We start from the raw sequence: 25735 nt of genomic DNA on the forward strand, positions 1-25735 counted from the left end.
GGCTCGGGGGCAGGCTCGGGGGCAGGCTCGGGGGCAGGCTCGGGGGCAGGCCTGGCACTCCGCCTGGCAAAGGGTCTGGCGGTGGACCCGGGAACAGGACCGGCAGGGGGCCCGGGAATAGAATCAGCAGGGGGCCCGGGAACAGGACCGGCAGGGGGCCCGGGAATAGAATCGGCAGGGGGCCCGGGAACAGAATCGGCAGGGGGCCCGGGAACAGAATCGGCAGGGGGGCCGGAAACAGAATCGGCAGGGGGCGGAACCTTCGCGGAGGGAGCCTCCCTGGCGGTAACCGCAAGAATCATCGTGTCGGTCTCCGCAACAGATCCCGGCATCTGTGGTGCCTTGTCAGGGGTTTTGACGGTATCCCTGCGCTGCTCAAGCTCTGAAAGGTTGACGGCATAGCCTGACTCAACCTTCCTGTCCGTCTCGCGCTTCCTCTGGGCGGCTTTGTCATTAAAAAGCTTCTTCACTGCAGGTACAGAATAGAAAAGATCATAAAAGTCCTTTTTTCCCAGGGAAAAGACTTCCACAGACTCTTCGGCCAGCAATGTGGCAGTCCGCTCCCTTCCCTCCATAAGGGCAATCTCGCCGAAATAGGTGAGAGGGCTGAGAGTGCCTACAAGGACATACTGCTCAAAGCCTTTCTCCGCCCAGATGCTCACGTTTCCCTTCACAAGGATGAAAAAAGCGCCCCCTGATCTCCCCTGCTTGAGGATCGAGTCACCTTTCTCGAAAGTGACGCGTGAAAACTTCAAGGCAAGCTCTTCAAACTTCGCCCCTGAGAGGTGCTTTATGAAGCCAAGCTCCTGAAAAGCCGACAGAAGCCTCTCTTTTTCAGCGGGATCAAGTGCCACGGGGAGTCACCATCCTTGCGGGATCTCATGGAAATATACAAGGCCACCGGCGGGCATGCATAGAAATTCTCCCTGCCTTCACGAAACCCTCTTCTTTTTGAAGGAGGCAATGACATCTTTGAGAGCCGCCAGGTCTTCCCTCTGCACTACAAGGAGTGATCTGAGGGGCACAGCGGTAATCCTGTGGAAAAGGTACACCACGAAGGCAGTGCCGAGAATACAGGTCACTGAAGTGGAGAGCGCCGCGCCGGCGATTCCGAAAGAGGGCACGAGGATCATGCAGAAAACGCAGTTGAGCGCCACATTGATCCAGGCAAGGAGTGAGAGAAGGCCGGGCCGCTTGAGCTGCCCTATGAAGCAGATGCTCAGGACCACTGCCACCGTGAGGACTGATGACCCTGCAAGGAGGATCCTGAAAGGTGTCACCGAGAGAAGAAAAGCGCTCCCGTAAAGGATAAAGATTGCATGCCAGGCAAAGAGGGCAAGGAACACCGCGGCTGCCAGGGAAAATGCCAGGATCAGCCTGGAGGCCCTCGCGGTGAGGAGGAGGGACTCCTCCCTCTCATGGCCGGCAATTTTGGGGGTGATTGCCATTCTTACAGGAATAGTGGCCTGGAGGTATTTATCGACCATCGTGAGGGCCACGCTGTAATACCCTACCTGCTCGGCACCGCACCATGTATAGACCAGGAACACATCGAGCTTTTTCCAGAGCTCTGTGGCAACTTCTCCAAGGTTCCCCCTGAAGCCGAAGGAGAGGGACTTCCAGAGGAGGGACGGGGCGCACCTCAGAGGTCCGCCTTCCCTCCTCATCATGAGCGCCATGGCCGCTGCCTGGATGACAAGATAAATGAACCAGGCGCCGAAAAGGGCCGGGAGGCCGTACCCCATGAAGACCGCCGCGAGAGTGAGAGCATTCCACAGAATCGATGCGGCGGTGAGCACCAGGGAGAGGGATGCAATCCTGTCAAGGCCGATCATCATGGAATTCCAGTAGCGGGCATAGATGGTGAAGGGGAGCACTATCACTGCCACTGACAGGTGGGCAAGGGAGACCGTCAGATGCAGGGCGGGAAGAAATGCCTTTGCCAGAAAAAAGAGGCCGATGGCGGTGGCCCCGAGGAGCAGGGAGTATACCAGCGAGACGGCATGCATCTCGGCAGGTCCATGCTCCTTCCGGGCCAGGAAAGTGGTATTGGAAAGGCCTATCCCCAGGCTCGCAAAGTTGGTGATGACCGTATTGACGGTGATGACGAAATAATACTCCCCGAGGACTCGAGCGCCAAGGAGCCTCGAGATGGCTATATTGGTCACAAGGGCCAGGATGAAATAGACGGCTCCGGCGCTGTAACCATAAAAAGCGCTTTGAAGCATCGAGGGAGGCCCATGCTCTTTCATGAACCAGCTCCGGGCAGAGCCTCCATGGGAGCCTTTCCGGCATGGTCTGCCTGGTAGTAAAGGCAGGAGAGGATAAGAAGCAGAATCAGCGTGGCACGCTGGCTGTTGAGGGCTGAATCGGCGCAGTTCATGACCAGGAAGCCCAGGAATGAGGTCAAAAAGGCACCCCAGAGGGGAATTTTTCCCTTTGAGCTCAGAAATGCTCTGACAGTCCTGATCGCAATGGCTCCAAACACTGCAAGGCCGGCGATACCCAGATAAGCCAGCACCTGGAGATAGAGGTTGTGGGGATGCTCATACTGGAAGTGGGAGTCCTTTGCCCTGGCCTCGCGGTAATATTCCTTATTGGAGTACCCTATGCCCAGCAGGGGATGGTCCGCCACTAACGAGAGGCCCATCTTCCAGTTCATCAGGCGGGTCCCTGTCTCCCTGTCCCCCGCCAGGTTGCCGAGGGTGTCAAAGCGTTTCCCCACCTGGGGAAAAAGGAAGAGCAGCATGAGGAACAGCGCGAGGGGCACTATCACAGACGCCAGACGGGCCGGGCCTTTCTTCATCAAGGCGATCCAGCACAGGAGCTGGCAGGCAAAGGCTATCCAGCCAATCCTGGAGCTGGTGAAAAAAATCCCCGCAAGAAAAAGGGCAAGGGCCAGGCCATATAGAGCCCTTCCCCTCGTGGCTTCCTGCCGGGTGAGCTGTGCGGCGGCGAGGGGAAGGACCATGATGACAAGCATGGCGAGGATGGTATGGTGCTCCGATGACGAGTGCATGATGGCCACCTCCCCCGGGATGAAAATGAGCTCAAAGAAGGCTCTCAGCACCATGAGCGCCACCGAGGAGATGAGCACCGCAATGAGAGGGGAGGCAAGCCTTCCCTCCGAGCGGGCAAGGAAGTAGCATGCCATCAGGTAGGCACAGTACTGGGGAATCAGGTAGTCCATCACCCTGGAGGAATCGTGGAGAGAACCCCAGAGCGGGGAGAGAGCCGCCAGAGCCACGAAAAGAAAGAGAGGATCCCTCCAGAAGGTTACCGGCGCGAGATCGCGCCTGAAAGCCCGGTAAAGGGCATAGAGGACAAAAAGGGGAATAAAGGTGCTCCGCGCCATATCGCCGCATGAGAAGACTATCCTGTTCCCTGAGTAAAAAACAGTTCTCCCCCATCCAAAGATGAGAAGCATCAGGCAAAAGAGAATCCAGAGGGCCTTGAAATACCTGTCATTGCTACCGGTGGGGGGATTGGGGCCTTCCTCGCGCATGGTCAGAATATTCTCACCTCATACCAAAATACCTTTTGCGGGGCGAGAAGGAAAAGAAGCGCACCTTAAGAAATAATAGCTTATACACCAGAAAAAGAGAGAAGAGAAAGCGGGGTGCTTTAATGGCGATACGGTGTCCAGCATGCGTCAATACCCTTATGACGGCCCTGCGTGATGAAGAGATCAGCCTTGAGATAGATTACTGCAAGAAATGCAAGGGCCTCTGGTTTGACTACAAGGAGGTAAGGCAGTTCCTGAAGAGCATAAAGTTCAAGAAGGTCTTTCTCCCCGAGGTGGTAAGCGCCACTTCCTCGTCTGACATGTATTCAATCTCTACAAGGGTCCGGACATGCCCCCGCTGCATGGTGAAGCTGGCCGAGCACGTGCATTGCGGTGTCGCCTTTGACTTCTGTGACCAGTGCCATGGGATATTCCTTGACGACGGTGAGATAAACCTCATCGTGGCCGCCTACAGGAAGGGGAAGGCGGGGAGCGACCAGGTCATGCAGGACGAGCTTCGTGCAGGCTTCTCCAGGAATGATCCCCATGCGACAAGCAGCATTTTCAATGCCATTGCCAACTTCTTCAAGGAATTCATCGAGAGCAAAGGCCACCCCCAGAAAAAGTAATAACGGCCTTGTGACAGGCAGAATGCGGTAACCGCCATGCAGGACGGAATCTGGAAAATAGATATGGAGGGCGTCACCCTCCACATGTCCCACCCTGACGAGCTACCCATGAAATGGGTGGGACAGGCCGAGCTCACGCGGCAGCTCATCGCCTCGTGGCTCGTCATCAGCCCGAGCGATCTCCCTCTCAATCCCAGGATCCTCGGAAAACCGGGCGTGGGCAAGACAACCCTCGCCTATTCCACGGGGAAAAACCTGGGCAAGGAAGTCTATATCTTCCAGGCCACGATGGACACAAGGCCCGAGGATCTCCTTATCACCCCGGTAGTCTCATCCCATGGCGAGATAAAGTACGTGGCGAGCCCCGTGGTGACGGCAATGATACGGGGCGGCGTGCTGATCCTTGACGAGGGAAACAGGATGAGCGAGAAAAGCTGGGCATCCCTTGCCCCCCTGCTGGACAACAGGCGCTACATAGAGTCCCTCGTGGCAGGCATCAAGGTGAAGGCTCACCCCGAGTTCAGGTTCTGCGCCACCATGAATGATGACGCGAGCACCTTCGAGCTGCCCGAGTATATCCATTCAAGGCTCCAGCCCCAGATTTTTCTCGACTTCCCCGAGCGCGACGACGAGCTCTCGATCCTGAAGGAGAACCTTCCCTTCCTGGACGAGCAGATCCTGGAATATGTCGTGAACTTTCTCCAGCGGGCCCATAAGAAAGATGAGATCTACACGGTCCGCGACGGGATCAACATAGCCCGCTACGCGGCAAAGCTCATGAAATCCGGCAACAGCGAGGTTTTTGAAGCCCTCAGAAAGGCTATCTCACAGATCCTCAAGGATGAGGCCCTCGTATATGCACTGCAGTGACTTCTGCCTCCAGGAAGACAGCCTCTCCATCGTGCCCGTGTGCCACTACCGCATGGAATTTGCCTGGTGCGTGCGGAGGGCCTTCTTCGAAATCAGGCCCCACCATGTTGCGGTGGAGCTCCCCTCGACGCTTTCATCCCATATCATCAGGGCTGTCGAGCGCTTTCCCTATCTCTCGGCGATCTGTTACCAGAATGCCGCAGGCGACCTGGTGTATTTCCCCGTGGAGCCTACCGACGGGGCCTGCGAGGCCGTGAGGCTGACCCTGGAGCACAAGATTCCCTTCTCGGCGATAGACCTGGACCTTGACGACTACCCCCTCCATTTTGATCCCATGCCTGATTCCTACGCCCTTTACCGCCTGGGGCTCTCCCGCTACTGGGAGGCCTTCGAGAATTCTCAGCGCATGGGTGCAAGGCCGCCTCTCACTGAAGCGGACGAGCTGAGGGAGACCTCGATGGCCTGGCACCTCCAGAGGATCATGGAGCCGGGGAAGAAGGTGCTGCTCATATGCGGCATGACCCACGTGAGGGGCATCCTCAGCAAGCTCCGCAGACCCCAGGTGCAGCCTCTCGGGAGGGTGGTGCGGTCCAATATAAGGATCTTCAACCTCCATGCCGACTCCATAAGGGAAGTCACCTCTGAGATGCCTTTCCTGATCTCTGTTTACGAAATGGAGCGGGGCGGCCACAAGGTCCCCCCTCCTGAAGCGAAGGAGATCGGGCAGGTCATCTCTCTCGATGGGAGAAGAAAGGCTCCCCCCGAGACACCGGGCCCCCTCTCCGTGAAAGAGCAGCTCAGGCCTGTGGAGCCTGAGGAGCTTCCCCGTCCCGCAGCGGGCGCAGGAGGCCAGGATGCAGTGAAAAAAGGGCTCATGAAGGAGCTCATGAAAGCCCTGGCCAGGAAACTGAACCTCATGCCCGATCACTTTCTCATGCCGGGAGGGGAGCTATGGGATGAAAGCCCTGGAGCCCTCACCTCTCCTCGAAAAATCGAGATAAAGAGGGAAAACGTATTCCGCTTCAAGACCTCGGAAGACCGCTGCAACGAGCTCCTCGGCCTTTACAAGGCACTCTCTGAGGAGCATTGGAAAGAGGGGAGCGCCGTCCCGCTCTGGGACAGGCAGCGCCTCCTCCTGGCCCTTGTGAGGAAGGCGGCCCGCTTCTACAAGGAGAACACGGGAGAGGAAATCAAGCAGTGGCAGATCAGGACCATGGCAAAGTATGCAAGGAATTACGCCCTGGTCTCTGGAATGCTCATCGCCGATTTTTACCAGCTCATCATGGCGGCCCGCGGCGTTGCCGACGACAACTTCGCCTACGAGGTATGGGACCTGGGAAGCTATTACCCCTGGATTGACAGGAACTCTCCTTATGAGACGGCCCGCATCACTGCCGAAGAGATGTGGCTCGGCGCGAAGAAGTTCACCATAAGGAGGCGCTATCCCCGCCTCCGCGAGCGCCTCGTCGAGGTCCCCGTAAAGAGGAGGAAAAAGGAAGAAAAGCCCGGGGAATGGACAAAAAACTTCAATGACATGCACATGTGCTCCTATCCCCCCGAAGACTTGATAATCGAGGGATACGGCACCTACCTCAAGAAAAAGGCCCTGGCAATCCTCTCGGAAGAGAAGGCGCGCGTCGAGCCCTTTACCAACTCGCTGCTGGACGGGATCGACGTCAGGGAGACCATCAGGAACTGGCACCATGAAAAAAAGATATTTGTCAGGGAGTTCAGGCGTGGAGGCGGGGGCGCCGGCTCCGTGGTGGTAATCTATGACGAAGACAGGGAAGACCGGCGCTTCCCCTGGAAGATGACATGGCTTGGCGAGCACAACCAGGAGTCCGATATGGCCTTTTACGCCACGCCCCTCACGGCGAAAATCGTAGGCCCCGGCATCGCCCGCTGCGAATACGGCGGCTTCATGCTTACTTCTCCGCCGCTGCGTCTCTATGATGTCTGGACCGATCCCTTTTACCGCGAGGCGCGGAAAAAGTCCGAGGTGCTCCTGATGGCCGCCATAGAATACAGCGTCGAGAGGCATGTGGTCTATGTGGCAGCGGAGCCGCCGCGGTCGTGGTTCCGCACCTTTGCCTCGCGCCTTGACAGGAAAATCGTTTATATCCCCATAGGGCAGCTCTCGCCGGTAAGCCTCAAAAAGCTCCGGGTCTTCCATGTGCTCAGTGGAAGGCAGGTACGGAAAATCGCCAAGGATTACGTCTGGTAGCTCATTCCCCCGGAAGAGGTGAGGAGGCGGCGCCGCGCGACAGGATGGAGAAAACGGCCAGGGCGGCGTGAAAGCGGAGCGGATCATCATCGCCTGAGAGGGAGGGCTCGAGGAGGCCAAGCTCACCGGCAGTACCCTGCCCGGCAAGGGCATCGAGGACTGCGAGCTTCAGCACCGGACCTGTACCGGGAAGAGAGAGGATGGAATCGGCCAGTGCCGCTCCGCGCTCCCTGTCCACGCTGAGAAGGAGGCCCAGGAGGCCCCCGAAGTAATCCTCGAGGCAGTCGGACTGGATAACAGGCACCAGGGCCTTTGCTTCGGGAGGGCTCTCTGAAAAGACCGAGAGAAGGGTTTTCCTTGCGCCGGAAGCCTTCTTGAAAGCCTCCTTCATTATCGCGGAAAGTGAATCGTCACTGAAGGCCTGCACCCTTGATGCGGCAATGCGGAGCGACTGGAGATCGCCTGTTGAGAAGAGAGTGACATACACTGCCATCTCTTCCTCGGGGGCGAATTTTGCGAGGTACCGCCCGGCAATTTCCCTGACCCTGTCATCACGATCAGAAAGCTTCTTCACCAGGAGGGGAAGTACTCCTTTCTCCCCTGTCTCGAACCTCATTCCCAGGGCATAGGCCGAGAGCTTCCCCATCGACTGGTCCGATGATATCCTCTCCAGGATCTTTTTTCCTCTCTGGTTTCCCTGCATGGCGAGGGCCTGGGCAAAACAGAGGCGGGTCCACCCGTTCTCATACTCCATCCTCTCCCCCAGTGCCGGCACATCCTCAGGCTTTCCCCGCCTTCCCAGGGACCGCGCCGCGCTGGACCGGACATAATAATCATCGTCCGAAAGGGCCTTTCTGAAACAGGGGAGAAAGCGGCTGTCGCCGGTGAGGGAGAGATAAAAGAGGGCCCGCTCCCTCACTGCATATGCCCCGTCCTGAAGGACTATTTTCACGAGCTTCTCCTGCCCGGGATCGACATGGCCTCCTCCGAGAAGCCACTCCATTGCCATCATCCGGTCAAGCACGTTTCCCTTGTGGAAAGTCTCCATAAAGAGACCCGACATTTCAAAAGAGGCGTCATTTCCATAAAGAGCCCTGGCTGAAGCGATGCGCTCCCTGTAAGGGCCTCTCTCGAGCTTTTCCTTCAGAATCAGTGAGGCTTTGGAAGCAAGGGCCCCCGGGTCGGGAGGGGCAGGCGGTGAAGGGGAGCACATGGATGCCAGTCCCGGCGAAGGAGAGCCCGAAGGGAGATCAGATATCTGCGGCTCCTGCCAGGAGCGATGAAAAGAGGGGCCCGACAGCGCCAGCGCCAGGAAGGCCACCATCAGAAAGAGAAAGCAGAAGGTGCTGGTCCTGTAAATCACATTGAGACTGCTTTTCATAGCCGATAGTATAGCAGAAAAGCCCGCTCTTGTAAACATGCCGCAATCAGCGGCTCAGCCACCGCCGGCCGATTCCCACATATACTCTACAGAGCATACCAGACGGCCTCATTCTCCATGACAGTATAATGTGCGTCAGTATAGAGGGAATCACTGCAGGATGGCAGAATACATTCAGATGAAAAATCACTGCGTAGCATAGGAAACGCTCCATACGGCAAAGGCACAATGGCGGAAGAAAAAAATTCAGAATCCCATCTCCTGGAAAAAATCGGCCTCAAGATCTATGACTTCTCCTCGAGAGATGACTGCCTCAAGGCCCTCTACGATGATTATCCCGAGAACAGGATAAAAGCGATAGACTCCCTCACCTCCTTCAGTGACTTCTCCGATATTCCGCTTTTGGCGGACCTTCTCAGGACAGAGAGCAACATCAATGTAAAGCGCGAGCTGATAAAAGCTCTCGGGGAATCGGGCAGGAGAGAGGCCCTGGAGCCTCTCTCGACGCTCCTGGTCATGGACGTGGTGCCCGAGCTCATCCATGCCACCGTGAAGGCCCTCTCTCAGCTCCGCGATGGAAGAGCCATCCCCTACATAGAAACCAGCCTCGAGAAAGTGGAGGATGAGCATGAAAGGGACTCCATCAGGAAGCTGCTTCAGCATATGAAGGAGACTCTCACCACCTCACAGGAGCCTTTCATGCTCCTCAAGAAAGGTGAGAGCAAGGAGGACGAAAGGGACTATTACGAGATAATCTTCGGCCCCATCGAGGCGGGTGACGATGAGAGGCCCCTGCAGTATTTGAAGGAAGCCCTCTCGGGTAAAGAGGCAGCGGCCGTTGAAAAGCTTGCAGGCCTTCTCGCCGATGAAGAGGAGAAGGTGAGGCTCAAGACCGTCAGGGCCCTGAGCCATCTCCCTTACAGCGACTCCATCAAGGAGGCGCTTCTTAAAGCCCTTAGGGATAAAAATGACACCATAAGAATGGAAGCCCTCATGACGCTCCTGATAACAGGAGACGAGAGGCTCTCGGTAGACCTGTTCCCCCATGTCTCGGACGAGAATCCTCTCATTGCCCAGGAGGTAATGAAATTCATCCAGAATAATCCCAGCAGCAAGACGCTCCAGCTTGCCCAGGATGCAATAGAATCCAAGAATACTGTGCTCAAAACCAGGGCTGTGTCGCTCCTCGCGAGAACAGACAATGAATCGGCCATGCCGCTTCTTGTCACCATGCTCCAGGACACCAATCAACCCGTTGAGATTATCACCGAGCTCATATCAGCGCTGAAACCGCGGCGGGCCCATTACGTGGGGAGGGCCCTCCCCCATCTTCTCAAGAAGGCCGACAAGCAGATTCTGAAGCAGCTCGCCTTTTATTTCAAGAAAGTGAATGATCCCAACCTGTACGGCGTGCTGAGGAGAAACCTCGTGAGCGGCGACCCGAGAATTCGCCATGGCGCCGCCTATCTCGCCGGCCAGGGCGGTGATGAGCGCTCCGTGGATTCCCTTATTCAGCTGCTGGACGATCCCTATGACATGATAAAAATCCAGGCAGGGTGGTCACTGGCCCACCTGGAAGCGGTGAAAGCTTACGACAACATCGTGGCCACGTACAAGGAATCAGGTGACATCAAGCTCAGGAAGGCCTTCATGGAGATTCTTTCAAGGCTTGACCAGGAGAGAGCCCTTCACCTTCTGCTGGAAGCGAGCGAGGATCTCTCCCCCGAGATCCGCTACCATGCCGCCCAGCTCCTGGGCGTATATTCTGGCAAAGAGGTGGAAATGGTCGTCACCGCCCTCCAGAAATGCCTGCAGGACAGGGATATGAGGGTAATCTTCATCTCGGCCGACTCTCTGATAAAGCATGGCGCCACCGACTTTTCCATTCCCGCCAGCGAAATCCTCACGGTGCTGAATGCCTATCTGGGCGACAAGAGGCAGGCGGCGTCCTTCAGGGCCCAGGCCCTCAGGAACATTGTAACCCTCGACAGGGAAAAGGGCCTTGACCTTCTCATCGAGCTTCTCCAGAAAGAGGATGACGAAAAAATCCTTTCCACCGCCACAGAAGCCCTTATGAACTTCCAGGATCCAAGGGCTCTTGAGAGCCTCACGGGGCTCCTGGAGTCGGAGAATCCCCTGGTAAAGAAAAAGGCGGTGCAGACCCTGATCCTGAAGGAAGATCCCCTGGTGATACCGCATTTTCTCGCCTTTCTTGAGAAAATCCTCAAGAAGGATGACCCCAAGTACACCATCACCATATTCCTGATCACCGAGTATCTGAACAACACCATAAGAAAAAAGCACGTGGGAGATCTTGAGGCGAGCCTGATAAGGCTTTTGAAGCACAAATCGGTGATTGTGAAACAGCTTGCCGCATTTCACCTCTCCTACGGGGGAAGCGAGCGCATCAAGGAGCCTTTCAGCTCCATCCTGAAAAGCTCTCTCCACTCGCTCCACTACCTGGCAGCATTCGGGTCCGCGCGCTACCGGGATGAAAAGGCCTCATCCCCTCTTGTGGACATCCTTCTTGACAGGGAGTTCAAGGACGTGAAGGAGTCCAGGGAAAAGAGCAAGATGCGCCGCGATCTTGAGAAATACTATGAAATTCTTGAGCGCTTTGAAGAGCTTGACGATGAAGGCATCGAGCCTGGTATCGCCAAGAAAATCCTTGCCGCAAAATGCCTGGAAAGGCTCCATGCGCCCCACGCCTCGGCAGCCCTCAAAAAAACCGTGCAGGAGAAGGATCTTCGTGTCGCTGCGGCCTCAATCAGGGCCCTGGGGGCGATTGAAGAGCACAAGGCAGTGCCCTTCCTGCTGGAAGTCAAGGAAAACCGCCTCGATTTCCCCATCCAGGCCGCCGTGGACAGCGTCCTGAAGCGCTTCCCCGATGAGACCAAGAAGCACCTTGCAGAGCTCCTTAAATCGGGAAAGCCCTCAAAAAGGGCTTTTGCCTCGCGCATTTACGCCGACATAAGAGGGCTTGCCGCGCCGGGAGATGCCATTTCCGCCCTGAAGGACGAATACTGGCTTGTCCGCTACTGGGCCGTCACGGCACTCGCCCTCCAGAGGGAAAAGGATGCCGAGCTCATCTACCATCTTGAAGAAGCCCTGCAAGATCCCTCGCCGCTGGTCCGCTCGGGTGCCCTCTATGCCCTCATCGGCACGGATCCTGGAAAATTCGTGCAGTACATCCTCCGGGCCCTCGCCGACAGGCACTTCTTTGTCAAGGCCGAGGCCACGAAAATAGCAGGCGGCATGAGGCTGAAACAGGCAGAGAAGGCACTGCTCGTGAACATCAATGATGAGAGCTCCTCGGTAAGGGCTGCAAGTGCCAGGGCTCTCGGGGAGGTAGGATGCCGTGAAGCCGTCCCTATTCTGATGAGCATGATCGAGCGCACCACCTCGCAGGAAAAAGTCTGGTCCTCCTATGCACTCATGCTCCTCACCGGAGAAAAGGATGTGGCACCCCTTTCCCTCTTCCTCGTCGATCTCTCAGACGACCACCCCGATGAGCTCATCGCCTTCAAGATGGAAAAGCCCTCGCCCATCAAGTTCTACCCGGGAGTCTATAAGAAGCTCGCCGAGCTGGGCTTCAAGGCGGCGCCCCTCCTCTACAGGGAGGAGTTTGAGGAGCTCAAGCGCGGCAACAAGGATATCATTCTCAGGTTCGTAAGGAACCTTGACAGGATCTATGCGGAAAAGATATCGGAGAGCCGGGAGAACCTCTTCCAGGCCATCGAAGCCCTGGGGGCCCTTGGCACAAAAGAAGCCCTTGCACCCCTGGCGGAGCTGATGAAGCAGAAAAGGGAGAAAACCATAAAGCTCGCGGCCTTGAGAGCTCTTGGCCCCATAGGCACCCCCGGCGCCCAGATAGCTCTTGTGCCAGGCCTGGCCGATCCATCCCAGGAGGTCTATGTAAAGACGGCCCAGATGCTCCGCAGGGCGAAGCGGGAAGTGATCCAGCCCCATATAGACAGGCTCTTCCTGGAGAAAAAGCTGAAACCGAAGCAGATATACAAGATACTTACCGTGATGGGCGGCGTAAGCTCCTCGTCGTAATGAAGGAGTGCAGGGAAAAGGCTTCATCAAGCGGTATGTCTTGAAAAGCAGGTAATTATGAGGAAATGGTTTTTTAAATGGCGCGGGGCCCTCATGGTGCCCCTCGCGATCATCATACTGCTCCTTGGGAAGCCGACTCCAGCGTCGTTCTTTGCAGGAATTGCCGTTGCGCTCCTCGGCGAAGCCCTCAGGATATGGGGAGTCGGATACGCCGGGAAGACCACGCGGGGGGAAGAGGTGAAAGCGCCCTGCCTGGTGACGGCGGGCCCTTTTGCACACGTGAGAAACCCCCTCTACCTGGGAAATGCCATCACAGGCCTCGGCTTTACCGTCATGGCCTGCGGGGCGGCACCGCCTTTTGTCGTCGCGCTCCTCATGATCCTCTTCCTGCTTTTCTATGTCACCGTGTACGGTACTATCATCCCCCTGGAGGAGGAGTTTCTCAGGGAGACCTTCGGCGATCCTTACAGTGAATACTGCTCCCATGTGCCAAGGATCGTGCCGCGGCTCTCACCTTATGAGAAAAAACAGGGCACCTTCAGCTGGATGCCCATAAAGAGCGGCGAGTCAGAGACCCTGGTGCTCTTCGCCCTTTTCTCGCTCATCATGCTGGGAAAGGTTCCCCAGTGGGGCGGCGTGCTGCTCCAGAGAATCTTCCCTTCTTGACACGACTTCAGGGGAGTGATGGCCATGTTTCCTCTTTCGGGGTTCACGCCCACGCCGCCCCAGGGAGTCCCTGCCCGGGACCAGTCCTCTCAGGCCGCTGCACCGCTGGCACAGCAAAGCCCCGAAGAGCCCTCCCTGCCAACGGAAAGCTTTGCCGCCGAGAGTGAGGGCGAAGATTACACCGCCATAGGCGACAGGGGAGCCCTGGTGCGCCATGACCTCTCCGACAGGGTCTTCCTGACAAAGGAGTCGGAGCACTTCGTCTTTCACTATCTCCCCGGCACCGAGGCGGAAAAAGACCTTGAGGGCATTGCTTCGGCAAGAGAGGAAGCCCACGGAGCCATCTCGTCCTTTCTCGGTATCGAGGCACCTGACAGGATAAGCATCTACCTCTTTCCGAGCGACAGGGAATCTTACTGTCCCACATGGGGGAAGACCTTCGCGGGAAGGACCCTTCCCGAGGTGCATATGATAGGCCTCGCCTATGTGGCCGATGAGGATTCCTATGAAAAAGTGCACTTCGGCCACGAAATCACCCACGCACTTGAGTATTACCTTCTCCCCGAAGGGATGCGCGTCCCTCCCTACTTCCGGGAGGGCCTGGCAGATTATCTCTCGCAGTCAGGAGAATGTGTGCACAGGCGATTTATCAGGTTCCTCCAGGTCGGCATGGCGTCATCGCCTTATTCGTTCACTGAAGAAAAGCTCAACAGGCCTGAGTACATGGAAAGCGCCTCCATGGTGAGGTATATGGTGGAACAATTCGGCCGAGAGCCTTTCCTTGCCTTCTACCGGAGCCTGGCGATCCTGAAAAAAGGCGAATCCATGAGCATTGACACTTTCTCCTCCATACTCCAGTCCTCTTTTGGCATCTCCCGTGAATCTCTGGAAGCACAGTTTCACAGTCAGGTGAGCCCTTACTGGGACAAAGTTTCCCATAGCATCGCCCCCGAGACGATCGTGGAGATAGACGGCCTCATCGAGGCCATGGATGAAGCCGGCCGCAGCAATGATATGCAGGCGCTCCTCTCCCTTTACAGCAGCGATTTTTACTACTTCAGCAGGACAAAGGAGCTCTCCCTCGCCGGGGAGCACCTGGCGGCGGCAGGGCCCTCAGTGACAAAAGAGCTGGAAATTGCCACGCTGGGGACATGGTGCTACGGGAAGACTTACGCGGTGAAGACCTGGCGCGAGGCAAGGGAGCCCGGCGCCCCTCCCCCGGAAGAGGTGCGCTTTTTCCTGGTGGAGAGGCTCGGAGGCGCCATGAGGCTCAATGCGAAATACCCGGGGGGCTGGCAGGGATGAGCTGCTGCCCCATTTTCCTTGGCCTTCTTAAGACCTTTAAATATTTTTCTGCCATCACCTTCATCACCTCTTCCAATTCATCCTGCCGTATGAGCCCATTTCTCTTCGCCTGAGAGGTTTTCAGGGATTTTGATGGAAAAAATCGCAAAACTTGCCTTTAATCGCTCTACAGGCCATTGGGCGATGGCATTGAAACCCAATGTTATAAAGCATTTCAGCCACATGTGCCTTTGACTTTCTTCTATCTATGATGTATAATAAAATATAGAGATACAATGGTATCTACTACCAAAAAAGAAATCCTGAAAGGAGGACTATCGTGAATACCGGCATGATCCGCGAGTATCCTGGCTACGAGGCCACCATGGAGGGCGGGCAGGTCTTTCAGGCCATCCCCGAACTCCCGCTGGTCACGTACGGCGCCGATGAGGTGCTCTCGCGCTCGAATTGCCGTCATATCTTTCGTGATCTCACTGGAGAGGTCCTGGACTGGAACCTCTGGTGCCTCTCTTCCGCAGAGGCCAGGCTCGATCTTCTCATCGGGGAGGCTCTCCTCTCCCTGAACGGGAAGCTCGAGAAGCTCGGCTATGTGCGGGTTTCCGACTTTGTGCGGGAAGAGCTGGGTATCTCCTCCAGGAGCGGCTATGAGCTGATGCGGAACGCTAAAGCCCTTCAGAAGCTCCCCCTCATCAGGGAGGCTCTTGAAAAGGGGCTTCTGCGCAAGAGCGCGCTGCGGTATCTCTTCCAGGTCGTGACGCCAGAGACCGAGGCGCAATGGCTCTCAAAAGCCAAGCATTCCACCATAAGAGAGATTGAAGAGGAGGTGAAGCTTTTTAAAGCTGGCGCCGGGGAGACCGGCATTGACTCCTTTGTCGCCGGCGATGACGACGAAGAGGACACAGGGAGCCTCGCGGTAAGCGCGCGGGTTCCCCTATCTCTTGCCGCAAAATGGGATCGGGCACTGGAAGTGTTCCACAGGATGGAGGAGGCGGACCTTCCTTCTGATGCTTTCGTGGAGGCACTTCTCGGGGAGTTTGTCTCTTCGGCGCCGCTTGATGGCACCCAGGCGCAGGGCTCTGAGGCGCTTGACACGGGAGCTTCTCTCTGCCACCAGCGGGGGAAGGGCCAGCAGTGCTGTAAAGCCTCCAAAGGCTCAAGCGGCGCTGCCGGCAGCGATGGCCCTGATGCTTCCTTCTCCAGGGAGACAGAGGCTGCCCCCGCCATCGGGGAGAAGGCACTTCTCCTTGGCGCCCTGGCGGGGGCCATAGCTTCCCTCGATAACGAAGCCCCCTTCGGCGAGAAGGAAAAGGAGCTTGCACGGCAGGTCCACAAGGATCTCGAAGAGGTGTCGCACATCTGGTCATTTCTCCCCTGGAAGCCCGTCACGGTGCAGCTTCCCCAGGAGCTCCAAGCTCCCTGGAGCCACAGGCCCGATGCCGATACCACCGTCACCCCTGACGGGACACTCGTGCGCCCTCCGGCCGATCCCTTCGAGACGGTTGCCCGCCTCCGGAAAATGGCGGCCCTGCGGCATTCCCTCTCGTTCTACCAGGGGCGTCTCCTTCGGACTCTCAACAATTTCGGTCTCTACAGGGACATGCTCTTCCTGAGCCTGGGGCACTATACCAGGGAGCGCCTGGGGATGTCCCGCAGCGCTGCATATTCTCTTATTTCATTAGAAAGGAGTTATTTGGAATATCCCGATATGCTCGACCTTGTTCAGGAGGGTAAACTCATCCCCGAGCAGGCGCGGCATCTTGCCAAGGTCTTCAAGGAGGGGACCCGCGTTCAGGGAGCATGGCTTGACTACGCCCAGGAGGTCCCTGTGGCCACCCTCATGCAGGCCGTCGAGGGGTTTCTCCGCTTCGCGAAGAGAGCGGTTCACAAAAAGTGGGGCATCGCACCCGAGGCTTTCGAGGTGGCCGTCACGGGGAGGTCCGTCAAGAGGATTATCCAGGCTGATTCAAATGCCCATGAACCCAATGGGAATATGGGTTTTGATGCCGCAGTCCAGATTTCCGCACAGCAAAAAACAAGGGAAGGGGGACATAGTTCCGGGGGAGCCGTTATCTGGGAGGTCACCCAGGGCAGGGAGCACCCTGAGCTCTCCGAGATCCTCTCGGTGCTCTCCGGGGAACCCTCAAAAGAAGGGACCTTCGGGTCGAACCTCTCGGACAGGGGCACCCTCATCCGCTTCTTCCTGAAACGGGACCTCATCCCCCTCTGGAACCACGCCGTGAGGCTCTGGGCAACCGGCAGGTCCGATCAAGCCGCCGAGGGCGGACAGGACCTGTCCCTCTTCATCGAGGCCCTTATTGACGTCTTCCTTGCCGCCTGGGACCTCCCCGAAAAACGGGACCTCCATCACCGCACCCTTGCCCGCGATAACCACCAGTGCCAGGCCCCCGGCTGCCGCTGCCGGCGCAACCTCCATGCCCATCACATCGTTTACCGCTCCCATGGCGGCAGCGACAAGCTTTTCAACAGAATCACCCTCTGTATGGCCCACCACCTGAGGTGCGTCCATGAGGGCCACCTCATCATCAGGGGCACGGCGCCCCACAGCCTCACCTTTCTCTTCCCTCGCTGCACCACAGGGCTTCATGGTAAAGACCGATTTACACTGGCAGGAAACTAGTAAACTGCTCCTGTTTTTCGATAAAACAGGTATTGCCAAGGTTCGGCCGTTATGCTATAATATCGTCGAAATTGCGGAAGTAGCTCAGCGGTAGAGCATCGGCTTCCCAAGCCGAGGGTCGAGGGTTCGAACCCCTTCTTCCGCTCTCGCGCGGCGACGTGGCCGAGTGGTCAAGGCAGCGGTCTGCAAAACCGTTTTGCAGCGGTTCGAATCCGCTCGTCGCCTTTAAGGGGCGCGTAGCTCAGTTGGTTAGAGCACTACGTTGACATCGTAGGGGTCACTGGTTCGATCCCGGTCGCGCCCATTTTTTTTTGTACCGCAAAGGTTTCGGTGGATCAAGGGTTTTCAGGTGTCCACTACGGTGCCCTAAACAGGCCTAAAGACACTTCGTGCAGGTCTTACTTCCTCTTTTCCAGCGGGAACGTGGCTTCTAACGTGGTGCCTTTTCCTTGCGCGCCATGGATATTCACTTCGCCACCCAGGGCATAGGCGTGCTCTTTCATTCCCATGATTCCCAGCGCCGCGGGCCCTTTTGACTGTTGCTCGGTGATTCCCCTCCCATTGTCTTCGATGGTAAGCACGATGCTGCTTTCCTTCTCAACAAGGCTTACTTTCACCTCTGTTGCTCCGGAATGGCGCGCCACGTTGGTGAGGGCCTCCTGGCAGATGCGGAAGAGTGCCGTGGCAACCTCACAGGGAAGTGGAATTTCTTCAGATGAGAGGGAGAGAGCGCAGCTTATTCCTGTGAGGGCCTGCCAGTTTCCTGTATGACCTATGATGGCAGCGGTGATGCCGAAATCGTCAAGGATGAATGGCCGCAGCCCGGTGAAAATACGATGCACGGTGTCGATGGCCGAGCTCAAATCCTTGAGCATGAGGTATGTCCTTGAATGAAGATACTTCTGCTCTTCAGGGAGCTTCCCGCGAAGCCACGTGAGATCCATCTTCAGGGAGGTAAGGGTCTGCCCCAGCTCGTCATGGATCTCCCGGGCAATAAGAGTCCGCTCCTCTTCCCTCACCTTCTGGAGGTGGGACGACAGGATGCGCAGCTCTTCCTTCTTCCTTTCCAGATTAGCATGCGCATCAAAAAGCTCGAAAGTCATCTCTATTGAAGACCGCAGCACGAAGTCGCCGGAGTTCTTGATCACATAGCCATAGCGGGTAATGCCGCGCACCTTCTCCACCATCTCCTGCCCGGAGTGCGCGGTGAGAAAAATGAGGGGGAGATTCCTCACTGCAAGAATCTGTCTCGCGGCCTCTGTGCCATCGATACCTTCTCCCAGCTCTATATCCATGAGCACAAGGTCAATGGAGGGATCGGTTTTTATTGCTTCAACCGCTTTTTCACCGGAAATGACTATTGTCACCTCGTACTCCATTTTCTCTAGTGCATATGCTTCAACCTTTGAGGTTACCTTCTGATCTTCAACGAGGAGAATCTTCTTACGGGCACTGCCGTTCAGCTTTAACGCGGCTTCAGTTTCCTGAGAGGAATCAGGGCCGGGTATTCCATTGCTATCTTTCATAGAGCCTACTTCTCTTTTCGCAGTGATACCTCAAATTCCAATATGAACTTTGATCCCTTCTGCCGCTCAAGCCGGATGGTTCCTTTGAGCTGTTCCGCCAGCATGCCGACAAGCTGCAGTCCGAAGCCGGTGGAAGCAGCGATATCAATCGATTCTGGAATGCCTTTTCCGTTATCTTCTACGGTGAGCGTCACATGAGTATCCTTTACCGATGCGGATACCATTATCAAGCCATCATCCCTGCCTGTAAAGGCATGCTTCATGGCGTTGGTGAGGAGCTCGTTCATCAGGATCCCCAGGGGTGGCAGTACTTTTGCGCCAAGCACGAAATCTTCGATTTCTGTTTCGATTTTCACCATTCCTTTGTTGGGAAACATACCGACAATCTCATCAATCAGGGAAGGGAGGTAGTCTTGTGCCGATATCTCTCTGAAACCTACAGAGCAGTAAAGCTTGTCATACAGAACTTCCATGCACTGTATTCGACTCCTGGCATCCATCAGTGCCGCGACGGCCGCCGGGTCTTCCAGCGTGTGCGATTGCAGCGAAAGCAGGTTCATCATGATGCCCATGTTGTTCTTGATCCTGTGGTGCACCTCCTGGAGGAGCAGTTCTTTTTCGGCGAGGAGTGATTTGACTCTCTCCTCGGCTTCTTTGCGCATCGTGATATCAACCGAAAAGCCGCCAATATAATCTGACTTTCCTGCGCCTCTTCTGATTGGAAACTTTATTGTAGAATAAGTTCTGTTGTTGAGTTTTTCTTCACTTTCAATTATCTTACCTTCTTTCAATGTGCTCAGGTCATCTGAAATCGCACTTTTCGCAAATTCCAGAGGCAGGTGTTCATAGGAATCTTTGCCAAGCAGTTCGCTGATTGGTTTTCCTAACAAATCCTCAAAATTCTTACTCAACTTTATTAATCTGAGATTTTCATCTTTAATATAGACAATAACCGGGCTGTGAGTCATAAACTGGCTGAATATTTCCTCACTCTCCCGCAGCGCATCCTCAATCCTCTTGCGTTCGGTGATGTCCCTCTGGATGGTTACCCAGACAGTTTCATATCTTGAATGCTCAAAAGTTGAAACAGTTGCATAGCACCAGAAAGGAGTGCCATCCTTCCTGATATTATAAACCTCTCCAGTCCAGCACCCGTCTCTGTTCAGAGCTTCGATTATTTCCTTTGATGTCTCTTGTGGACTTTTGTCTGAAGGCGCATTGACTATGGCAACATGTTTTCCAATCATCTCGCCGGGACTGTATCCGAATATCTTTTCAAATTTAGGATTGGTATAGACAATCACCCCGTCGAGGGCACGGACCATAATTATTCCTGATTCTAGGTTACTGATAATCTGGCTGTGAAGCTGAAGCTCCTCTTCGGCCAGCTTGCGCTCGGTGATGTCAATGGCTATACCTACATAATCTATTGCTCCTGCTTGTGAAAAAACGGGGAATCCCCGGTCATAAATCCATCGAAAAGAGCCGTCAGGCCTGACAACCCTGTATTCATGCGCGAAAGGCAGGCCTTTTTCCTGAAGTGCCAGATTTGATAGCACTCGTTCCCTGTCCATAGGATGTATGGCGTCAATGAAAGAGCGCGGGTTTTCGTAAAGGCTCTCCCTGGAGCATCCCCAGATACGTTCATATCCGGGGCTGATATAGAGCATCTTTTGTATTTTTGAATCGGCTATCCAGAAAACCTCGGTGATTGTCTCGGCAATCAGCCTGAACTTTTCCTCGTTGTTCCGCAGTGCATCTTCCACCCGCTTGCGCTCGGTGATGTCGCGACCGTAAATATTACAGTACCCTTCACCATCTATCGGTACTATGTTAAAAGAATAAAGGCATTTATCATATTCAATCTCCCCATACTGAGATTTCTTTTCAGTTACAGCATTGCTGATTCCCTTGCGCCAATGCTCTAATACAAGCTCACTTATCCTGCCGTCTTCACCGCAGAACAGAGACTTTGCGGCCTTATTCGCATACTGGAGAGCACATTCATTGCTGAGGCGAATAGTGGGATTGGGGTTTTCATCAGGAAATTTTGCCAGGTTCCTCAAAGACTCTTCCAGCTGCTTGCGCTCCGAGATGTCTTTCGCAAAACCGATGAGCTCCGTCGCGTTTATTTTTACGGCGTCAACAGACCACCACCGCTCTTCGCCGCCCTTTGCAATGAAGCGCAAATCGCCCCTTGCACTGCCTGCAGTCGCAGTGTGCTGAAAATGTGTATGGGCTTTTTCCCGGTCCTCAGGGTGAATGAGATCTCCTATATTCATGGTCAGCAGCTCTTCCCGTGAATAACCCGTGATTACAGAAGCCGCGGAGTTGACTTCTCTATAATTTCCCCTCTCATCGACGATGAAAACCCCGTCAGGGGCGCTTTCCACATAGCTGCGGTAGCGCTCTTCGCTCTTCTGCAGCTCAAGCTGAGCCTGGCGGTGCGCGAGCGTCTCAGATATACTGGACGCCAGGCTCTCAAAAAGGGTGATACGATCAGGAGTGAAGCGGTTCCTGGAGAACGCGTTGAATTGAATAAGCCCGAAGGTGGTATTCCCGGTGCGCAGGGGAATAATCGCGACCGATTCATAGCCTTCGCCGTTGCAGCGGTTGCGGGTCCGCGCCATCCGGTCCTTCTCGGTGGTGCTGGCAAGCAGCTCCGTCGTGCAGTTGGTCCAGAAGCCGCCGTTTTGAGTGAAGAACGGCTTTGAGGGATCGAAGCGCCCGCAGAGAATATTGCCGCACATGCATTCAAGCTCCGGCTGCCCTGCGCTGTCGAGGATGAGCATTCCCTGCCTGTCGCGGGCACAGAGGTATCTCTCGACATCCAGAAATTCGGCCGAAAAGCCGCGGGTCTCGTAATAGGGAAAGTCCTCTCCCTCGCGCAGGCGCACACCCACGGCATCGCACTGCGACCATTCCTGCAGGCGCAGCGTGATTTCCTTCATAAGGCTGCGAAGATCTTCTCCCCGACTGCCAATCAGGAGGAGAAGGTCTGCAATGATACGGTGCTCCTCGAGGAGCTCCCGGTTTCGTTCCTCCGCCTCCCTGCGTCCGGTGATGTCTGTTATCGCGATGCGGCAGGAAACGATATTCTCATGCTCTGAACGAACGGCATGCATGCTCACCCACAGCAGGGAGCCGTCCTTCCGGTTCATTCTCACTTCAAATATCTTTGGTATCCCTGTTTTTATCAGTGTTCTCAGATGAGTGTAGTAAACAGTCTCATCCTCTTTTACAACCCACCCCAGCAGCGCCTGCCCGCGCAAATCCTCTCTTCCCACCTGCAGCAGGGCCGCGATAGTAATATTGGCTTTTGTAATCTGTAACTTCCCATTGAGGGTAATATACCCAACCGGCGCGCGCTCATAGAGATCCTGGTATTCTTCATGAGACATTTCGAGTTCCCTGGAGGCGTACTCCAATTCCTCGCTCTGAGCGATCAGTTCAACCTGGTGCACTTCCAGGTCCTGTCTGTGTTCCTCTGTCCTCCTATGCGCATAGAAGAGCTCCAAGGCCATCTCAATGGAAGACAGCAGCACGAAGTCGCCGGAGTTCTTGATCACATAGCCGTAGCGGGTGATGCCGCGCACTTTCTCGACCATCTCCCGCTCGGAATGGGAGGTGAGGAACACGATGGGGAGGCTCCGGATTTCGAGAATCCGCCTCGCGGCCTCGGTGCCGTCGATCCCTTCGCCCAGCTCGATGTCCATCAGCACAAGGTCAATGGAGGGATCGGTTTTTACCGCTTCTACGGAATCTTCACCGGAGCTGACAGTGGTCACCTCATAGCCGTTTCTCTTTATTACCTGTGCTTCAACTATTGAGATAACCTTCTGATCTTCAACGAGGAGTAACTTTTTGCGGGCAGTGACGTTCATCTTTTGCGCAGCTTCCGCTTTTCCAGTGGAGTCAATGCCGTGGAGTGCAGAATCATCTCTCATAGCCCCCCCCTCTGCTTCATCTGTTGATAATTTCCTCATGGGGGAAGAGATTCCTTTTCCGGTCAAATCAAGTTCTGGGCGCATCCGGGACAGGCCCTGGAGCAGGCAGGGAGGATCACCTTTCATCCCCGGAATCAGCGGCTTCCCTTCGCTGCGGCACGGGAAAGGTCTCAAGCCAGGGCAGGGCGTGCTCATCCTTGAGCAGCACGTTGTGCGACACATAGACCACCAGAGGGAAGACGCCCACGCCAAGCACAAGGGTGAGGGCCACGAAGGGGAAGGTGAAGATCCCGCCCTGCCAGGCTTTCAGGAAGAGAAGCAGGCATATTATCTGGTTGAAAAGACTGGAGGAAACCACGCCCGGCGAGTAGATCCTCGTCAGCAGGGTGGGCTTCACATGAAACCACGTATTGCCCACAAAGGCGCAGGCGACGGAAAAGACCATGGCCTGAAAGAAAAGGTTGCCCGGCGAGCGGGCGAGGAGCAGCGCCCCGGCGAGGGCGAAGCCGAAGTAGAGCAGGTTCTCCAGGTTCAGCTTCTTCTGGGAATAGGTCAGGTTCTTGAGCGGGCAGTATTTTTCGATCCAGGCCACGAGGTACGGCCCCTCCTCGGCGTAATGCATGATATAGTTGATTACCGTGAGAAAACCGAGCTGGACGAACGTCACTTTCTCCAGGAATTCCATTATTTCATCTCCCCTCTTCTATGGTGGAGGCTATGATCAATGCCTCCAGTCAGCGGTATGCAGAATGGTATTGACCGCCGCGTAACCGTTAAGGATGCAGCCGTAAAATCCGCCTGAAAAGGCGCCGATCCAGGCATTTGAATGGTAGAGCCCCTTCACCTCGCTCTGCATGGGAATCCCTCCGTTTATCATCCCCACCCGCTCCGGGGTATAGGCGAAGCCGTTGAATGAGCCGTCGGGGTTGCTGGTGTACCGCTCCATGGTGAGGGGCGTGCCGGTCTCCATTACTTCAATATGTTCCCTGAATCCCGGGACGCGCTTTTCCATTGCGGCAAGTATTTCCTCGGTGGCCTGCGCCTTTCTGCTGAGATACTCCTCGCGGGAAAGGCCTCTCCAGGCGGTCATGAACTCGCACCGGATCAGCACCACGGAGGTTTTCCCGGGAGGGGCGAGGTCTCTGTCAAGTGCGCCATGGTCGGTATAGCCGTCAAATCCTGAGGCCTTGCCCTCCATCCTCTCCTTGAAGATCTCGCCGTAATCAATATCTTCATTATCGATGAAGCCTGCTGAGTGGGCCTCATCTTTTGTGAGCCGGGAAAGGGGGCAGTCAAGACCTACATAGACGCAGGTTGCCGAGACTGACTTCTCCATTTTTTCCATCTTATCGAGGAGCGCAGTCGGGACCTCTGCTCCCTTCAGCATCTTATTATGGACATCAAAGGGATTTGCGTTGGAGATGACCACGGGGGCCCTGAAATGGTGGCACTCGCCGGTCCCCTCGTGCTTCACCGTCCTGGAGATGACCCCTGTGACCTTGCCATGCTCCGTCGTGATCTCCTCTGCGCGCTGCCGCAGCAGGACCGTGCCCCCCAGCTCTTTGAGCCTCTCCGCGAAGGCGTTGGAAAGCGACTGCGACGTGCCCTTCAGGTAGTATATCCCGTCCTTCAGGTAGCCTCCCCATCCGAGGAGGTACAGGATGGCCGAGATCCTCGAGAGGGGCAGGCCATAATATCCCCACTGTATCGCAATGAGCTGCTTCAGGAAAGGGCTCCTGATGAATTCGTCCAGGAACTCCTTCAGCGTTTTTCCGGTGTACCGGTATATTGTCGGGGCGGCTATCCGGCAGAGGAGGGTGAAGAGAGGCCCTGGAAGCATGGTGAGCGGGGCGACCCTGCCGAGCTCGGCCATCAGGGTCTCGATCATCTTGTCCACCCTGCCGATGGCTTCCGATTCCCCGGGGAACATTTTCTTGAGCTGCTCCAGGTAATCGGCACCCATCGAGAGGCTCCCCCGCGGTGTCCTGACCGCGTAAGTCTCTTTCAGCGGTATGGGAGTGATTTTATCCATCACGCCCAGCTCGGAGAGGACCCTGTGGATCATCCCCCCTTCACCGAGGCCCGGCATGCAGTGAAGGCTCGTCTCGAAGGTAAAGCCCTTTCTCTTGAAGCTGGTAGCGTAGCCGCCGGGGATATAATGCTGCTCCAGCACAAGCACCTTCTTGCCGCGGGCGGCGAGGCCCACGGCGGCCGTCATCCCCCCCAGGCCTGAGCCTATGACAATGGCATCCCATTTCGCCTGGAGGAACTCCGGCGTCACTTCACTTCTGCGGGGCTGATCCATCTGCTGCACACCTCCTGAATATCCTTTTTACCTGAATGCCACAGCACCGCCTCACGGCTCCGCAGGGCTCACTTTATCAATTATAGCAGACCGTTCGATCATGAGCAAGAATAAGGGATGAAGAGATGCAGGACCCCACCTGAAATTTTTCCCCCGCAAAAAACATTCCGCCCGGCGGCAGATCCGGCATGAAGTACATGGAAACCGGCCCAATCTTTAGCTGGCCGGTCTTTTATGGCCTTCAGGGTCATTTTTGACCTTTTCACCCTTTAAGGGCCTCTGGCGGGGCATCCTGCAATGGCCAAAAAACCCATTCAAAATGAGCTTTTCTGGGGGTAGTCCTTTTGCTTTTTCTCTCTCAATATGGTATCATTATTACATGGATACGTTTGAGACCCACACCATTCACTCATTGTTCCTGCCCGATGAAGAAGAGCTTATTCACCTCGAGGATCCCTGCTGTCTTAAGGACCACGAGGACATGCTCCTCCTCCCCGAGCCTTATGAGATTCCCTCGGTGACCCCCTGCAGGCCTGAGCACCTTGTTAAAATCACCAGGGAGGGCCTCATTCCCGAAGCGGAAAGGCTCACGGAGGACATCACCTTCGGCTCCATCGACAGGGACGAGCGGGCATCACGGATCGATTTCACCCTCTGTGAGGCAGTCCGCGGCCGCCAGG

16 protein-coding genes and 3 tRNA genes are annotated in these 25735 nt (G+C 55.8%); 11 read left to right on the forward strand and 8 right to left on the reverse strand.

Annotated features, from left to right (window positions below):
• The 3 genes from RDV48_30380 to RDV48_30390 form a co-directional block, all read right to left on the reverse strand.
• A partial coding sequence (locus RDV48_30380) for a cyclic nucleotide-binding domain-containing protein (protein MDQ7827144.1) occupies positions 1-854 on the reverse strand: 854 nt, incomplete at its 3' end.
• 78 nt (positions 855-932) lie between these two features.
• Positions 933-2252, reverse strand: coding sequence for an oligosaccharide flippase family protein (locus RDV48_30385; protein ID MDQ7827145.1), 1320 nt, complete (start codon positions 2250-2252; stop codon positions 933-935).
• Positions 2249-3505 (reverse strand): O-antigen ligase family protein, encoded by a 1257-nt coding sequence (locus tag RDV48_30390; GenBank protein MDQ7827146.1) that lies wholly within the window; start codon positions 3503-3505, stop codon positions 2249-2251. The genes RDV48_30385 and RDV48_30390 overlap by 4 nt, the downstream gene beginning before the upstream one ends.
• Before the next feature lie 122 nt (positions 3506-3627).
• Here RDV48_30390 and RDV48_30395 point away from each other — a divergent pair, with 122 nt between their 5' ends.
• The 3 genes from RDV48_30395 to RDV48_30405 are packed head-to-tail and all read left to right on the forward strand — an operon-like array spanning position 3628 to position 7228.
• Complete coding sequence (locus RDV48_30395) at positions 3628-4134, forward strand: zf-TFIIB domain-containing protein (GenBank protein ID MDQ7827147.1); 507 nt, start codon at positions 3628-3630, stop codon at positions 4132-4134.
• Between the two features lie 36 nt (positions 4135-4170).
• Entirely contained in the window at positions 4171-5004 is an 834-nt protein-coding gene (locus RDV48_30400) for an AAA family ATPase (GenBank protein MDQ7827148.1), read from the forward strand.
• A complete protein-coding gene (locus RDV48_30405; GenBank protein ID MDQ7827149.1) occupies positions 4991-7228 on the forward strand; it encodes a hypothetical protein in 2238 nt (745 codons plus the stop codon). Before RDV48_30400 ends, RDV48_30405 begins: the two co-directional genes overlap by 14 nt.
• Position 7229: 1 nt before the next feature.
• Here the strand turns inward: RDV48_30405 and RDV48_30410 are convergent, their stop codons facing one another.
• Positions 7230-8591, reverse strand: a complete 1362-nt coding sequence (locus tag RDV48_30410; GenBank protein ID MDQ7827150.1) for a HEAT repeat domain-containing protein — start codon at positions 8589-8591, stop codon at positions 7230-7232.
• Between the two features lie 246 nt (positions 8592-8837).
• Between RDV48_30410 and RDV48_30415 the strand changes: the two genes are divergently transcribed.
• The 7 genes from RDV48_30415 (at position 8838) to RDV48_30445 (ending at position 17581) form a co-directional block, all read left to right on the forward strand.
• Complete coding sequence (locus RDV48_30415) at positions 8838-12668, forward strand: HEAT repeat domain-containing protein (protein MDQ7827151.1); 3831 nt, start codon at positions 8838-8840, stop codon at positions 12666-12668.
• Between the two features lie 57 nt (positions 12669-12725).
• Positions 12726-13334, forward strand: a complete 609-nt coding sequence (locus RDV48_30420; protein MDQ7827152.1) for an isoprenylcysteine carboxylmethyltransferase family protein — start codon at positions 12726-12728, stop codon at positions 13332-13334.
• Between the two features lie 24 nt (positions 13335-13358).
• Entirely contained in the window at positions 13359-14639 is a 1281-nt protein-coding gene (locus tag RDV48_30425) for a hypothetical protein (GenBank protein ID MDQ7827153.1), read from the forward strand.
• Between the two features lie 319 nt (positions 14640-14958).
• Positions 14959-17277: a hypothetical protein gene (locus RDV48_30430; protein ID MDQ7827154.1), complete on the forward strand. Its 2319-nt coding sequence runs from the start codon at positions 14959-14961 to the stop codon at positions 17275-17277.
• 73 nt (positions 17278-17350) lie between these two features.
• A tRNA-Gly gene (locus RDV48_30435) sits at positions 17351-17422 on the forward strand.
• A gap of 7 nt (positions 17423-17429) precedes the next feature.
• Positions 17430-17502, forward strand: a tRNA-Cys gene (locus tag RDV48_30440).
• 5 nt (positions 17503-17507) lie between these two features.
• Positions 17508-17581: transfer RNA gene (locus tag RDV48_30445), tRNA-Val, on the forward strand.
• A 94-nt stretch (positions 17582-17675) separates the two neighbouring features.
• Here RDV48_30445 and RDV48_30450 read toward each other — a convergent pair.
• The 4 genes from RDV48_30450 to RDV48_30465 form a co-directional block, all read right to left on the reverse strand.
• Complete coding sequence (locus RDV48_30450; protein MDQ7827155.1) at positions 17676-18803, reverse strand: response regulator; 1128 nt, start codon at positions 18801-18803, stop codon at positions 17676-17678.
• Between the two features lie 5 nt (positions 18804-18808).
• Positions 18809-22750 carry a PAS domain S-box protein gene (locus tag RDV48_30455; GenBank protein MDQ7827156.1) on the reverse strand — a complete coding sequence of 1314 codons (3942 nt, stop codon included), beginning with the start codon at positions 22748-22750 and terminating at the stop codon, positions 18809-18811.
• Positions 22751-22865: 115 nt separating this feature from the next.
• A complete protein-coding gene (locus tag RDV48_30460; GenBank protein MDQ7827157.1) occupies positions 22866-23435 on the reverse strand; it encodes an HXXEE domain-containing protein in 570 nt (189 codons plus the stop codon).
• A gap of 36 nt (positions 23436-23471) precedes the next feature.
• Positions 23472-25055: an NAD(P)/FAD-dependent oxidoreductase gene (locus RDV48_30465; protein MDQ7827158.1), complete on the reverse strand. Its 1584-nt coding sequence runs from the start codon at positions 25053-25055 to the stop codon at positions 23472-23474.
• Positions 25056-25434: 379 nt separating this feature from the next.
• Here RDV48_30465 and RDV48_30470 point away from each other — a divergent pair.
• On the forward strand, positions 25435-25735 hold a 301-nt coding region (locus RDV48_30470), incomplete at its 3' end, for a hypothetical protein (GenBank protein MDQ7827159.1).

This window comes from Candidatus Eremiobacterota bacterium (genome assembly GCA_031082125.1).
In the GTDB taxonomy this organism is placed as follows: Bacteria; Vulcanimicrobiota; CADAWZ01; order CADAWZ01; family Ess09-12; genus Ess09-12.

Bases quoted from the DNA above. Each gene is read 5' to 3' on its own strand.
- RDV48_30385 (MDQ7827145.1), bottom strand. From the start codon at position 2,252: ATGAAAGAGCATGGGCCTCCCTCGATGCTTCAAAGCGCTTTTTATGGT.
- RDV48_30390 (MDQ7827146.1), bottom strand. From the start codon at position 3,505: ATGCGCGAGGAAGGCCCCAATCCCCCCACCGGTAGCAATGACAGGTAT.
- RDV48_30395 (MDQ7827147.1), top strand. From the start codon at position 3,628: ATGGCGATACGGTGTCCAGCATGCGTCAATACCCTTATGACGGCCCTG.
- RDV48_30400 (MDQ7827148.1), top strand. From the start codon at position 4,171: ATGCAGGACGGAATCTGGAAAATAGATATGGAGGGCGTCACCCTCCAC.
- RDV48_30405 (MDQ7827149.1), top strand. From the start codon at position 4,991: ATGCACTGCAGTGACTTCTGCCTCCAGGAAGACAGCCTCTCCATCGTG.
- RDV48_30415 (MDQ7827151.1), top strand. From the start codon at position 8,838: ATGGCGGAAGAAAAAAATTCAGAATCCCATCTCCTGGAAAAAATCGGC.
- RDV48_30420 (MDQ7827152.1), top strand. From the start codon at position 12,726: ATGAGGAAATGGTTTTTTAAATGGCGCGGGGCCCTCATGGTGCCCCTC.
- RDV48_30425 (MDQ7827153.1), top strand. From the start codon at position 13,359: ATGTTTCCTCTTTCGGGGTTCACGCCCACGCCGCCCCAGGGAGTCCCT.
- RDV48_30450 (MDQ7827155.1), bottom strand. From the start codon at position 18,803: ATGAAAGATAGCAATGGAATACCCGGCCCTGATTCCTCTCAGGAAACT.
- RDV48_30455 (MDQ7827156.1), bottom strand. From the start codon at position 22,750: ATGAGAGATGATTCTGCACTCCACGGCATTGACTCCACTGGAAAAGCG.
- RDV48_30460 (MDQ7827157.1), bottom strand. From the start codon at position 23,435: ATGGAATTCCTGGAGAAAGTGACGTTCGTCCAGCTCGGTTTTCTCACG.
- RDV48_30465 (MDQ7827158.1), bottom strand. From the start codon at position 25,055: ATGGATCAGCCCCGCAGAAGTGAAGTGACGCCGGAGTTCCTCCAGGCG.